The organism is Microbacterium sp. NPDC090007, assembly GCF_044748345.1.
GTDB lineage: Bacteria > Actinomycetota > Actinomycetes > Actinomycetales > Microbacteriaceae > Microbacterium.
Genome location: NZ_JBIVFV010000001.1, coordinates 1,097,943 through 1,110,576, shown reverse-complemented (window position 1 = coordinate 1,110,576; position 12,634 = coordinate 1,097,943). Strand labels below are relative to the sequence as shown.

The following is a 12,634-nucleotide window of genomic DNA, read 5'->3' as shown; positions in this document are numbered from 1 at the left end:
GTCCTCCTGCGCGCGCGGCGCCTGCTCGAGATAGGGACGACGTCGGCCGGGGCGCCCGGGAAAGCGCTCCGACATGAATTCTAAGCGCCGGGGGTCCGGGATTGTTCCCCGCGCGGGCGGCGCCGACGCGCCGCCCGCGCGACACGGTTCGCTAACGACTGGACGTGCGAAACGTCCGCGACACATTACGCTCGTAGCGTCGACCGTCGAAGCTGACGGGACGACTTCGTCAGCGCTGCCGAACTGGAGACTCCGTGGGTCATTCCTCCCCCACCGCGATAAGATCGCGCACCCTTCCCCGCATGGCCCTCATCGTGTCGCTCTTCGCGACCGCGATCGCCGTTCTGAGCCTGCTGTTCGCGACACCCGCGAGCGCGCAGACGACGCCGGCCCCGACCCCCGCGGCCTCCGCCGGGACGGGAGACGTCTCGACCCAGTTCAGCATCGGCGGCATCATCCGCGCCGGCGATGACCCGGTCGAGGGCGTCGAGATCTCGGTCGAGGGTTCCGGCTTCTCGGAGGTCGGCACCACCGGCGCCGACGGACGCTGGTCGGTGGCGGTGCCCGGTCCGGGCGCCTACACCGCCACGCTCCAGGTCGACACCCTGCCCGACGGCGTGGCCCCCCGCGATCCCGACAACGTCACGCGCGACGTCACGATCGGCACGACCAACACGGTCAACGTGCTCTTCCCGACGGGCGAGGGAGCGGCCGCATCCGGCTCGATCTGGGACACGCTCTTCTCGCGCTTCTTCTACGGTCTCAACTTCGGCCTGCTGCTGGCCCTGGCCGCCATCGGCATCTCGCTGATCTTCGGCACGACCGGGGTGAACAACTTCGCCCACGGCGAGATGCTCACCTTCGGCGCCATCATCTTCTACGTCTTCACGGCGATGGGATGGAACCTCGTCCTGGCGATCCTGCTGACCGTGGCGCTGTCGGCCGCCCTCGGATGGACTCAGGATGCCGTGCTGTTCAAACCGTTGCGGAAACGGGGCGTCGGGCTGGTCCAGGTCCTCATCGTGACGATCGGCCTGTCGATCGTGCTGCGCTACCTGTACCTGTACTTCTTCGACGGTGGAACGCGCAACATCGCCACCGGCATCACCGACAACGTCACCATCGGACCCGTCACCGTCACCCTGACCTCGATCATCAGCATGGGGGTCAGTGTCGTCATGCTCGCGTTGGTGGCGTACTTCCTCACCCGCACGCGCATCGGCAAGGCGACGCGCGCGGTGAGCGACAACGCCTCGCTCGCCGCCGCGTCCGGCATCAACGTCGACCGCGTCATCCGCATCGTGTGGGTTCTCGCGGGTGCCCTGACGGGCCTGTCGGGCGTGTTGTACGGCCTCTACCGCGGCGTCACGTGGGACATGGGCTTCGCGATCCTGCTGCTGCTCTTCGCCGCCGTGACGCTGGGCGGTCTCGGCAGCGCCTTCGGCGCCCTGGTGGGTTCGCTGATCATCGGCATCATCACGGAACTGTCCACCATCGTCATCCCGCCGGACCTCCGGTACGCGGTGGCCCTGATCGTGCTCATCGGCGTGCTGCTCTTCCGGCCGCAGGGTGTGCTCGGTCGTAAAGAGCGGATCGGCTGAGGAAAGACGACATGGACTGGCTTTCGATCTTCAACAACGCCGCGGGCGAGCTCATCAGCCCGACCACCGCGGCATACGCCCTGGCCGCGATCGGCCTGAGCGTCCACTTCGGCTACGCGGGACTGCTCAACTTCGGTCAGGCGGGCTTCATGGCCGTCGGCGCCTACGCCTTCGCCATCGCCACGCTCTCGTTCGCGGCGCCCGTGTGGCTCGCGATCCTCGTCGCGATCGTGGCGTCGGTGCTGTTCGCGTTCCTGCTCGGCATCCCGACCCTGCGTCTGCGGGCGGACTACCTGGCCATCGTCACCATCGCCGCCGCCGAGATCGTGCGGTACGTGGTCTCGACCGTGGGCCTGACCGACATCACCGGCGGCTCGCAGGGCCTGAACGGCTACAACCGCGAGTTCCAGGCCATCAACCCGCTGCCCGCCGGCACCTACGGCATCGGCCCGTGGACCTACTCGGCCAACGACTGGTGGGTGCGCGTGTTCGGCTGGGGTCTCGTGCTCATCGCAACCCTTCTGGTGTACCTGCTCATGCGCAGCCCCTGGGGTCGCGTGGTCAAGGGCATCCGAGAGGACGAGGATGCCGTGCGCAGCCTCGGCAAGAACGTCTACTCGTACAAGATGCAGGCGCTCGTGCTCGGCGGTGTCATGGGCGGTCTCGCGGGTGTGGTGTTCATCCTCCCCCGCGCGGTGCAGCCGGGTAACTACGGAACGGCGCTGACGTTCTTCATCTGGACCGCCCTGCTGCTCGGTGGGGCGGCGACCCTGCTCGGCCCCATCGTCGGCTCGATGCTGTTCTGGGTGCTGCTGTCGCTGTCGAACGGCATCATCGTGGGACTGCGGGATGTCGGCATCCTGGGCTTCATGTCCAGCACGCAGACCGGCCAGGTGCGCTTCATCCTCGTCGGCATCGGGCTCATGCTCCTGGTGATCTTCCGGCCACAGGGCATCTTCGGCAACAAGAAGGAGCTGTCGTTCAATGTCTGACACGACTGTCACCCACCCGCTCGTCAAGGGCGAGGTCCGACCCGGTTGCGCGAAGGTCGACCCGATCGTCGTCGCCGACGGCGTCACCCGCCAGTTCGGCGGCCTCAAGGCCGTGGACGTCGAGCACCTCGAGATCCCGCGCGGCCAGATCACAGCCCTCATCGGTCCGAACGGCGCGGGCAAGACCACGCTGTTCAATCTGCTCACCGGCTTCGACAAGCCCAACACGGGCCGGTGGAGCTTCGAAGGCTCCAACCTCGCCAACGTCCCCGCGTTCAAGGTCTCGCGCAAGGGCATGGTCCGCACCTTCCAGCTGACCAAGTCGCTCGGCCGCCTCACGGTGCTGCAGAACATGCTGCTGGGCGCTCGCGGGCAGAAGGGCGAGAACATCTTCCGCGCCCTGGTCCCCTCGATCTGGCGTTCGCAGGAGAAGGACAACACCGAGCGCGCCGACGATCTGCTGCGCCGCTTCAAACTGGATGCCAAGCGCGAGGATTTCGCCGCCTCGCTGTCGGGTGGACAGCGCAAGCTGCTCGAGATGGCCCGGGCCCTCATGAGCGACCCGAAGCTCGTCATGCTCGACGAGCCGATGGCCGGCGTGAACCCCGCACTGACGCAGAGCCTGCTCGGGCACATCCTCGACCTGAAGAAGGAGGGGATGAGCGTGCTCTTCGTCGAGCACGACATGCACATGGTGCGCCACATCTCGGACTGGGTCGTGGTGATGGCCGAAGGCCGCGTGGTGGCCGAAGGGCCGCCCGAGACGGTGATGACCGATCAGGCCGTGATCGACGCGTACCTGGGTGCGCACCACGACACCGACCTGGGCGACATGACGACGTCCCAGCTCGAGACCATCCAGGCCGAAGCCGCCGCCGAGGCGGAGGCGGAGCTCATCGCCGACGAGAAGGACGGGAAGCTCTGATGACCGACACCGCCACCGCCACGCGCACCCCGGTGCTGCGCACCGACGACCTCGTCGCCGGATACCTGCCCGGCGTCAACATCCTCAACGGGTGCACCGTGGACGCCTACCAGGGCGATCTGATCGGCATCATCGGCCCCAACGGCGCGGGCAAGTCGACCCTGCTGAAGGCCATCTTCGGCCAGGTGAAGATCCGCGGCGGAGCCGTGCTGCTCAACGGCGAGGACATCACCTCGCTCAAGGCCGACAAGCTCGTCGCCAAGGGCGTCGGCATGGTGCCCCAGAACAACAACGTGTTCCCGAGCCTGTCGATCGAGGAGAACCTGCAGATGGGTCTCTTCCAACGGCCCAAGGTGTTCGCCGAGCGCTTCGAGTTCGTCTCGGGGTTGTTCCCCGAACTCGCCAAGCGACGCAAGCAGCGGGCCGGGTCGCTCTCGGGCGGTGAGCGTCAGATGGTCGCGATGGGTCGCGCCCTCATGATGGACCCGTCGGTGCTGCTGCTCGACGAGCCGTCGGCCGGCCTGTCGCCCGTCCGCCAGGACGAGACGTTCCTGCGCGTGGCCGAGATCAACCGCGCCGGCGTGACGATCATCATGGTCGAGCAGAACGCCCGGCGCTGCCTGCAGATCTGCCACCGCGCGTACGTGCTCGACCAGGGCAAGGACGCGTACACCGGGACCGGCCGCGAGCTGCTCACCGACCCCCGCGTGATCGAGCTGTACCTGGGCACCCTGGCCGCCGACGAGGATGCCAAGCGCGACGGCAGCAAGAACCCGCACGCCGAGTAACTCCGGCTCAGACGAGTGCCCCGCGGCTCCGGCCGCGGGGCACTCGTGGTTTCCGGGGGGCTTCAGCGCGCTGCTCGCCCGACGCGCCAGGCCGGGCGGTCCTCCGCGTCACGCGACGGCACAGGCGCCCCGCGGCCGCCGGCACGCGTGTGAGCGCCGTGTGCCCCTGGCGAGCGCCTGCGAGGCGCACAGAGCCCGGAACAGTCGCCCGGGCCAGCGCGCCGCACCTTCCCGCCGCACTCGTCCGCGATGCGGTCCCCCCGCTCCAACCCGCTTGGGCGTCCAAGACTCGCCGCGCCGGAGATGCACGTGCGACGTGTCGTGGACGCTCAACCAGGGGTGTGGTCACGCGTGAGCGGAGTGTCCGAGAAACGCCGCCCCGCCGTCTCACGTGCGGCGTGTCGTGGACGCTCGACGAAGTGTGTGAGCACCCGCTCCACAACGCGAAGAGGCCCGGATTCTCGCGGATCCGGGCCTCTCTGGGGTTCAGGTCACTCGTTGAGCGAGCCGAACTCCGTGTTCAACAGCGCGTACTTGTTGTCGGCGCCGTACTGGTAGATGCCGATGTACGCCTCGGTGGGGTCACCGTTGCCGTCGAAGGTGATCGGACCCGAGACACCGTCGTAGTCGATGTCCGTGCCCTCGTTGATCAGCGCGAGGCAGTCCGCGAAGGTGGTGCACTTCTCGCCCCCACCCGTGACCGACTCCAGGTTGTCGCGGATGGCCGTACCCGAGTCGTCCTTGGCCTGAGCGGCGGCGAGTGCGGCCACGATGACGGCGTCGTAGGACTCCGGAGCGTAGCTGAAGTCGGTCAACGCGGAATCGACCTCTTTCAGGCGGCTCTGGAACTCGGTGTCGGCCGGGTTACCGGGCAGCGTGCCCTTCGCACCCTCGAGCGTGCCGGCGGGGAACTCGTACGAGTTCGACAGGTTGCCGTCGACGAAGTAGACCTTCGACGCGGCGTAGCCCTGGGTGCTCACCAGCTGCGGGATGATCGAGGACGTCTCTTCGAACGCGATGACGGCGATGGCGTCGGGCTGCGACGCGAGCACCTCGTCGACCTGCGACGTGAAGACGGTGTCACCCGGGTTGTAGGGGACGGCAGCCGAGACCTCGCCACCGGCGGCCTCGATGGCCGTGGTCGCGTTGTCCTTGAGGCCGATGCCGTAGGGGTCGTTGATGTAGATGATGCCGACGTTCGCCGCGCCGTCACCGACCATCAGGTTGCCCAGAACCCGACCCTGCAGCACGTCGGAGGGCGCGGTGCGCCAGTAATAGCCGTCGTCGGCGTAGGTGGTGAAGTCGGGCGAGGTGTTGGCCGGCGAGATCTGGACGATCCCGGCGTTGACCAGCTGATCGATGAACGTGAACGACACGCCCGACGACGCCGCACCGATGACGACGTCGGCACCGGCGTCGACGAGCTCGGTGGCCGACTGCGTGGCGATGTCGGTGGTGGTGTCACCGGAGTCGCGCTCGGTCAGCTCGGTCGTGAAGGGGAACGCGTCGCCCGTGGCCTCGATGTCCTGGACCGCGAGCTTGACACCGGCGACCTCGGGCGGGCCGAGGAAGGCGAGGTTACCCGTGGCCGGGAGGATCGTGCCGACGTGGAACGTACCGTCGGCCGTGGACGTGGCGCCCCCGCCGGAGGATGCGCTGGGGGCGGCGGCGTCGCTGCCGCCGCCGGCGCAGCCGGCGAGGACGAGCGCGCTGGCGCCGACCAGGGCGATACCGCCGAGGATGCGGGCGCTGCGCGTGCGCGGGAAGACGTTCATAGTGCTCCTTGCTGTGAATGAACGTTCGGCGAGCCATCGGGTCACCTGGTGTCCCCAACCTAATCGGGTGCAGGTTTTGCGCATGTTGCCGTTCGTTAACGATGTGCGTCAGCGGGGTCACGGGCCCATAACGGTTCCGCCGGGACGGCGCCGGACACGCTAGGCGCCGCGCGCGAAAGTCCGCCGCGCGCAGCGTACGGCCGCTCAGACCGGTTCGGCGACGTCCTGGACCACGGCACGGTTCCGACGCGCGGCCACGAGGGAGTCCGCGCTCAGAATGACCAACGCCACCCAGACCAGTCCGAAGCCGATCCAGCGCTCGGTCGTCATGGGCTCCTGCAGCACCCAGACTCCGATGACGAACTGGATGATGGGCGCGATGAACTGCAGCAGGCCGATGACCGTGAGCGGAACCCGGCGCGCTCCGGACGCGAACAGCAGCAACGGCACCGCCGTGACGGCCCCGGCCAGCAGCAGCAGGCCGGTGTGCAGCGCACCGGCGGTACCCAGGGTGATACCGGTCGTGCTCGCCACCACGGCGAGTTGGATGCCGGCCACCGGCAACAGCCAGAACGACTCCAACGTCAGTCCGCTCACGGCATCCACCGAGGGCCCGATCTGCTTCTTCACCAGACCGTAGAGGCCGAACGAGAACGCCAGGGTCAGGGCAATCCAGGGGAAGGCGCCATAGCCGACCACGATGATGACGACCGCCAGCACCGCGATGCCCACCGCGACCCACGGCAGAGGGCGCAGACGCTCGCGCAGGACGAGCACCCCGAGCAGCACGGTCACGATCGGGTTGATGAAGTAGCCCAGGCTCGTCTCGATCACGTGCTCGTTCAACGCGCCGTAAAGGTAGGTCTGCCAGTTGACGTAGATGAGGACGCCGGCCAGAGCGGTCAACGCCATCAGGCGGGGCTGGCGCACGATGCGCAGGAATGCGGGCCACGCGCGCAGCAGCGTCAGCAACAGCAGACAGAAGGCGAACGCGAAGACGATGCGCCACGCCACGACCTCGAACGCCCCGGTCGGCTTGAGCTGCAGGAAGTAGAGGGGCAGCACGCCCCACAGCAGGTAGGCGCCGAGGGCGTACAGGGCACCGCGGGTGCTCCCGCCGGTCGGGGCGGCAGGGGACGGGGTCACCGATTCAGCCTACGCGCGCCCGTCCACGCGCGGCCGTCGTCCGCCCGTCCTTTTCCTGCCATCATGCGGCCGAGAAAAGCGAAGACCCCGGATGCCGTGGCATCCGGGGTCTTCATACGTGTTGCGATCAGCGGACGACGACCGCCAGGACGTCGCGGGCCGAGAGCACGAGGTACTCTTCGGCGCCGAACTTGACCTCGGTGCCGCCGTACTTGCTGTAGAGCACGCGGTCGCCGACGGCGACGTCGAGGGGGACACGGTTGCCGTTGTCGTCGATGCGGCCGGGGCCGACGGCGACGACTTCGCCCTCCTGCGGCTTCTCTTTGGCGGTGTCGGGGATGACGAGACCACTCGCGGTGGTCTGCTCAGCCTCGACCTGCTTGATGACGATGCGGTCCTCGAGCGGCTTGATGGAAACCGACACGGTCTACCTCTTCTTTCTCGTTACAGAAGACTTTTCAGCACTCCCGCGGGGAGAGTGCTAATGCGAGTGTAGAGAAGCGCTGGCACTCACGCAACGCGAGTGCCAGCACCTTCCGGCCTTGATGCGCTGGTCCGAGCCGGGATCCGCAGGCCGTCGCGGCCACGTCATCGCCCGCGGACTCACTCGCTTTATCACAGCCCGTCCTGCCGCGTCACCCACCCTTTCATCCGGTTCCCAGGTGTGACACACTCATGACACCAGCGCCGATGGGTACAGGGGGTATGCATCGGCGGATTACAAAAGGGGCTCGTCGTCGAGCCCGGGGAATCGGGGGATTCGGGGACGTTTCGGCGTACCCGATCGCCCTCGGGGGGTCGAATTACATGGCAACGCCGTACTTCTTGGCGATCGATGTCGGAACGAGCAGGACGGCGGCTGCGACTGCGCGCACCGCCCCTGACGGTGCTCTGGTGGCTGCCCCGCTGCCCCTGGGGCGCAACGCCGACAACACGCCGACGACGGTCTTCGTCTCGGACAGCGGCCTGCTGTTCGGCGATGCGGCGGAGCGGCGCGGCACCGCCCAACCCGAGCGTCTCGTACGCGAATTCAAGCGTCGCATCGGCGACGATGTGCCCATCGTCGCGGGCGACCGCCGCTTCTCACCCCAAGACCTCTACGCCCTCATGGTCGGCTGGGTCATCGGCACCGCCGTCGAGCGCGAGGGTCAGCACCCCGCCGGCATCGCCGTCTCGGTCCCGGTGACGTGGGGCGAGTACCGCACGAGACTGGTGCAGGACGCCGTCGGCCGCCTGGGATGGAACGACGTCCAAGTCATCACCGAGCCCGAGGCCGCGGCCCGTCACTACGAATCGACGCATCCCCTCGACATCGGCCGCGCCCTCGCGGTCTACGACTTCGGCGGCGGCACGTTCGACACCGTCATCCTCCAGAAGACCATCGACGGCCGCGTGGACTTCGTCGGCGCACCGGTCGGCATCCCGGATCTGGGTGGCGCCGATTTCGACGACATCGTCCTGCGCCACACGGTGAAGGCCGCGGGGATCCCCGCCTCGGCCCTGACCTCGGTCTCGACCGACCCCGGTATGCGCATGGCCCTGGCATCGCTGCGCCGAGAGTGCGTGGACGCGAAGGAATCGCTCTCCTTCGACGGCGAGGCCGTCGTGCCCGTCCTGATCGGCGAGGGTCACGGCGCGGTGCGTCTGACGCGGGCCGAGTTCGAAGACATGATCGAGCCCGAGATCGAGCGCACCGTCGAGGTGCTCGAGATGGCACTGAAGCAGTCCGGCTTGACCCCCGAGGACCTCGACGCGATCCTGCTCACCGGCGGTACCTCGCGCATCCCGCGGGTCGCGCAGCTGCTCTCCGAGCGGTTCGACCGCCCCATCGCGGTCGACGCCGACCCGAAGGCCATCATCGCCCTGGGCGCGGCACGCACGGCCGCGGGCGTCGCAGCGGGAGAGTTCGTGCCGGTGGCCCTGACCGCCGTCGACGCCCGTGACGACATCGACGACGATGACGACGACGACGCGATCGACGACCTCGGTTTCACCGCCACTCGTGCCGAGAAGCGCGCGCCGTGGTTTCGCCGCGTCCCCGCCACGGCCTACGTCGCCGCCGGCGTGACGGCGCTGGCCGTCGGCGTCGGTGTCGTGAGCGTTCCCGCCATGGGTGTCGGCATCCTGGCCCGCTCCGGCGTCGGCATCACCTCGCAGCCCCTCGCCGCCAACGACGAGGTGACCCTGTTCGAGCCGCTGGACCTGCCCTCGTCGCCGCCCGCGAGCATCGCGGCCCCGGGAGTCGCCCCCGCCGTCGAGCAGCCCGCCGCGCCCGAGGCTGCGGCACCGGGCGCATCCGAGCCGTCCGCGAAGAGCACTTCCCGCCCGCGCACGCCGCAGCGCCTCACCCCGCGCACCGCCGAGGAGCGCACCCCCTCGATGGCCCCGCAGCAGAACGGCGGCGGAGGCGGCGGCGGTCAGTCCAACCCCGCCCCGGCGCAGCCCGCTCAGCAGCAGCCGGCGCAGCAGCAGCCTTCGAGCTCCGCGCCGTCCAGCTCGACCGACCCGTCGACCAACCCTCCGGTCGACCCGTCGCCCTCGGAGACCGCGACCACGGAGCCCTCGACCCAGCCTCCCGCGACGCAGGAACCGACCCCGTCCGAGACGACCCCGACCGAGACCCCGTCCGAGACGACTCCTCCCGCGACCCAGGAGCCCGTCGAGACGACGTCGCCGCCCGCGGAGACGACCTCGCCGCCCGCCGAGACGACCTCGCCCGAGCCCACGGCCACCGCCAGCGACATCCCGGCCTGATCCGCCGCCGGAACGAGAGCACACATCGATGTCGATCTCGAAGACGACCACGGAGGCGGCGCACGGCGACCTCGAGGCACTGCTGCTGCCGCGCGGCGCGCGCGCCCTCCTCGACGCGTACACCGACACGCCCGCACCGCTCCCCCTCGCGGTGATCGGGACGGCGGGTTCGGGCAAGTCGCGCGTCCTGCGTCACGTGTTCGCCGCGCTGCGCGCGGCGGACGCCTCGCCGGTGGTCCTGACCCATGCCGCAGACCTGCCCACCGACGATGGCGCGATCGTGCTCGTCGACGACGCGCATCTGCTCGATGATGCGGTGCTGTCGCAGCTGTCCGAACGGCTGCACGCGGGCACCGCGACGGTACTGCTGTCGACCCGGCCCGATCCGGCATCCCTCGTCCTGCGCGCCCTGCTGGACGACATCGAGCGGCATCAGCCGCCGGTGCTGCTCGGGCACGTGTCGGTCGCCGATGTCCTCGCCCACCTGGGCACCGCGCCCTCCACCGCCTGCCGCGACTGCGTGTCGACCCTGTTCACGGCGACCGGCGGTCTGGCGTGGCTGACGGCCGAGGCCCTCGCTCTGCACGGTGACGCGTTCTGCGACGGGCGGTGCGACCGCGAAGAGATCACCCGGTCGCTCCACGACATGATCTCGCACCGCATCGACTCCCTCGAGCCCTCTCTGCGTCTCGCGGTCGAGGCGCTGTGCCTCGATGAGCGGTCCGCGTTGGATGCCGCCCTGGGAGCCGCCTGCGCCGCGGGGTACGACGCCGGGCTGCTGCAGCGCGGCGGACGCACCGTCCCGGTCGTCCGCGAAGCGGTGCGCGCGCGCGTGACGCCCGACCGGCTGCTCGCCCTCTACTCGGCGCGGATGGTGAAGGACGCCTCGTCCGTCCAGGCGCTGCTGGGCGGGGTGACCGATGCCCGTGTCGCCGCGGCCCTGCTCGCGGACGGCGATCGCGAGCTGTCCCGTGACCCCCGCCGAGCCGCTGAGCTCTTCGACGCCGCCGATCGCGCCGGGGCTTCGCCGCGCGATCTGCCCCTGCGCCGCGCCCGCGCCGCGTGGGCCGTCGGAGACGTGGATGCCGCGGGTGCCTTCGTGGACGCACTGCTCGCCGCACCCGACGCCCCGGGAGACGAGGCGCTCGACATGGCCGCGGCCGTCTGGGCCATGCGCGGCGACATCAGCCTGGGCGCCCAGGTGTACGCCGGAGGGGTGCCGGAAACCGCGGAGAGCCGCGCGAAGTGGTTGGTCGCGGCCGTGGCCTCGGGACACCCCGACCCCGCCGACGCTCCGGTCGGTGCGCCGGCCCGTTCGATCCCCACCGCTCACGGCGTCTCACTCGACCTGCTCTCGCGGGGTCTGCGATCGTCGCTGGACGCCACGGAGCGGGACGGCCTGCAGGACCTCGTCCGCGCGAGCGAGATGTACACCGCGTCCGGATCGGACGCCCCGCTGCCCGAACTGCCCGCGGTGATCGCTGCCCTCGTCGCCCTGCACCTGGGCGAGGCGGCCGTCGCGCAGCGCGTGCTGGACGCCGCCATCGACGGCGCCCAGGGCGGACCCTGGGCCGCGCCCCGGCTGCTGCTGTGGCGCGCGTGGGTCGCCGTCCAGTGCGAGCACGCGGCCGAGGCCGAGGCGGCTCTGCGCGCCGTCACCACGAGCGGTCGCCCCCTTGCGGCACGCGACCGACTGCTGGCGGATGCCGTCGAGCTGGGCCTGGTGCGCCGGAACGGCCAGCCGTCCGAGCTCCCCCCGGTCTGGCAGCGCGCGCAGCAGTCCCTGCTGCGCGCCCAGATCGACCTGTTCACTCTCGTGCCCCTCGGCGAGTTCGCCGTGTCGGCGGCGAAGGTCGGGGAGTTCTCGGCCGTGCGGTCGCAGGTGGAACAGGCCGAACGCCTTCTCGCCGACCTCGGTCACCCGGCACTGTGGGCGGCGAGCCTGCAATGGTCGGCCCTGCACGCCAGCATCCTGCTCGGAAGCCCCGAGGAGCTGACCGTGCACGCGCGCGCTCTGCGCGCGGCCGCCGAGCGCTCCCCCCTCGCCGCGCGACTGGCGCGCGCGGGACGGGTGTGGACCGACGTGCTCACGGGCGTCGTCGACGCCGACGCCATCGAGGAGGCGGCGACGGGTCTGGCCAAGTGCGGCTTCGCCTGGGACGGCGCACGACTGGCCAGCCACGGCGCGAACAAGTCCGACGATCGGCGCGTCATCGCCCGGCTGCTCGCGTGCGCGCGCCAGCTGCACCCGCGCGAGCGTGCGGAGGCGCCGGTGGCGGCTCCGACGATTCCCGAGACGGGCCCCGTGGCGATGCCGTCGCGGTCGGCCGAGAACCACAGCGCGCTGAGCGAGCGCGAGCGCGAAGTCGCCGCGCTGGTGCTGCAGGGCAAGACCTACGCCGAGATCGGCGAAGCCATCTTCATCTCGCCGCGCACCGCCGAACACCACATCGCCCGCATCCGTCGGCGACTGGGCGCCACCTCGCGCTCCGACCTGATGACGCGCCTGCGGATGGCCCTCGACGACGATGCGCGCACACCCGTCGCCCTGACCGAGCGGGTCGGCTGATGACCCGCGCGGCAAACCCCTATGACCCGTCCCGCGCTATGGGGGTTCCCCCCGACGCGGACGCACGCCCCCTCGACCTACCGT

9 protein-coding genes are annotated in these 12,634 nt (G+C 70.0%); 6 read left to right on the top strand and 3 right to left on the bottom strand.

Going from position 1 to position 12,634, the window contains the following annotated elements; all coding sequences use genetic code 11:
- Positions 1 to 302 precede the first annotated feature (302 nt).
- The 4 genes from ACIPVB_RS05215 to ACIPVB_RS05200 are packed head-to-tail and all read left to right on the top strand — an operon-like array spanning position 303 to position 4,306.
- Positions 303 to 1,601: a branched-chain amino acid ABC transporter permease gene (locus ACIPVB_RS05215; RefSeq protein WP_400367457.1), complete on the top strand. Its 1,299-nt coding sequence runs from the start codon at positions 303 to 305 to the stop codon at positions 1,599 to 1,601.
- 11 nt (positions 1,602 to 1,612) lie between these two features.
- Positions 1,613 to 2,593 carry a branched-chain amino acid ABC transporter permease gene (locus ACIPVB_RS05210; RefSeq protein ID WP_400367456.1) on the top strand — a complete coding sequence of 327 codons (981 nt, stop codon included), beginning with the start codon at positions 1,613 to 1,615 and terminating at the stop codon, positions 2,591 to 2,593.
- The gene (locus ACIPVB_RS05205) at positions 2,586 to 3,518 is read left to right on the top strand and encodes an ABC transporter ATP-binding protein (protein ID WP_400367455.1); all 933 of its coding nucleotides are present in this window, start codon (positions 2,586 to 2,588) and stop codon (positions 3,516 to 3,518) included. The genes ACIPVB_RS05210 and ACIPVB_RS05205 overlap by 8 nt, the downstream gene beginning before the upstream one ends.
- Complete coding sequence (locus tag ACIPVB_RS05200) at positions 3,518 to 4,306, top strand: ABC transporter ATP-binding protein (RefSeq protein ID WP_400367454.1); 789 nt, start codon at positions 3,518 to 3,520, stop codon at positions 4,304 to 4,306. The genes ACIPVB_RS05205 and ACIPVB_RS05200 overlap by 1 nt, the downstream gene beginning before the upstream one ends.
- 491 nt (positions 4,307 to 4,797) lie before the next feature.
- Here ACIPVB_RS05200 and ACIPVB_RS05195 read toward each other — a convergent pair whose 3' ends face one another.
- From ACIPVB_RS05195 to groES, 3 genes are all read right to left on the bottom strand, one after another.
- Positions 4,798 to 6,081 (bottom strand): ABC transporter substrate-binding protein, encoded by a 1,284-nt coding sequence (locus ACIPVB_RS05195; RefSeq protein WP_400367453.1) that lies wholly within the window; start codon positions 6,079 to 6,081, stop codon positions 4,798 to 4,800.
- 204 nt (positions 6,082 to 6,285) lie between these two features.
- On the bottom strand, positions 6,286 to 7,227 hold the full coding sequence (gene rarD / locus ACIPVB_RS05190) for an EamA family transporter RarD (protein WP_400367452.1): 942 nt from the start codon (positions 7,225 to 7,227) through the stop codon (positions 6,286 to 6,288).
- Between the two features lie 127 nt (positions 7,228 to 7,354).
- On the bottom strand, positions 7,355 to 7,651 hold the full coding sequence (gene groES / locus ACIPVB_RS05185) for a co-chaperone GroES (protein ID WP_013583903.1): 297 nt from the start codon (positions 7,649 to 7,651) through the stop codon (positions 7,355 to 7,357).
- Positions 7,652 to 8,121: 470 nt separating this feature from the next.
- On the opposite strand from groES, the gene ACIPVB_RS05180 reads away from it, so the two are divergent.
- Positions 8,122 to 9,981: an Hsp70 family protein gene (locus ACIPVB_RS05180; protein ID WP_400367451.1), complete on the top strand. Its 1,860-nt coding sequence runs from the start codon at positions 8,122 to 8,124 to the stop codon at positions 9,979 to 9,981.
- Between the two features lie 28 nt (positions 9,982 to 10,009).
- Positions 10,010 to 12,550 (top strand): LuxR C-terminal-related transcriptional regulator, encoded by a 2,541-nt coding sequence (locus ACIPVB_RS05175; RefSeq protein WP_400367450.1) that lies wholly within the window; start codon positions 10,010 to 10,012, stop codon positions 12,548 to 12,550.
- Positions 12,551 to 12,634: the final 84 nt, after the last annotated feature.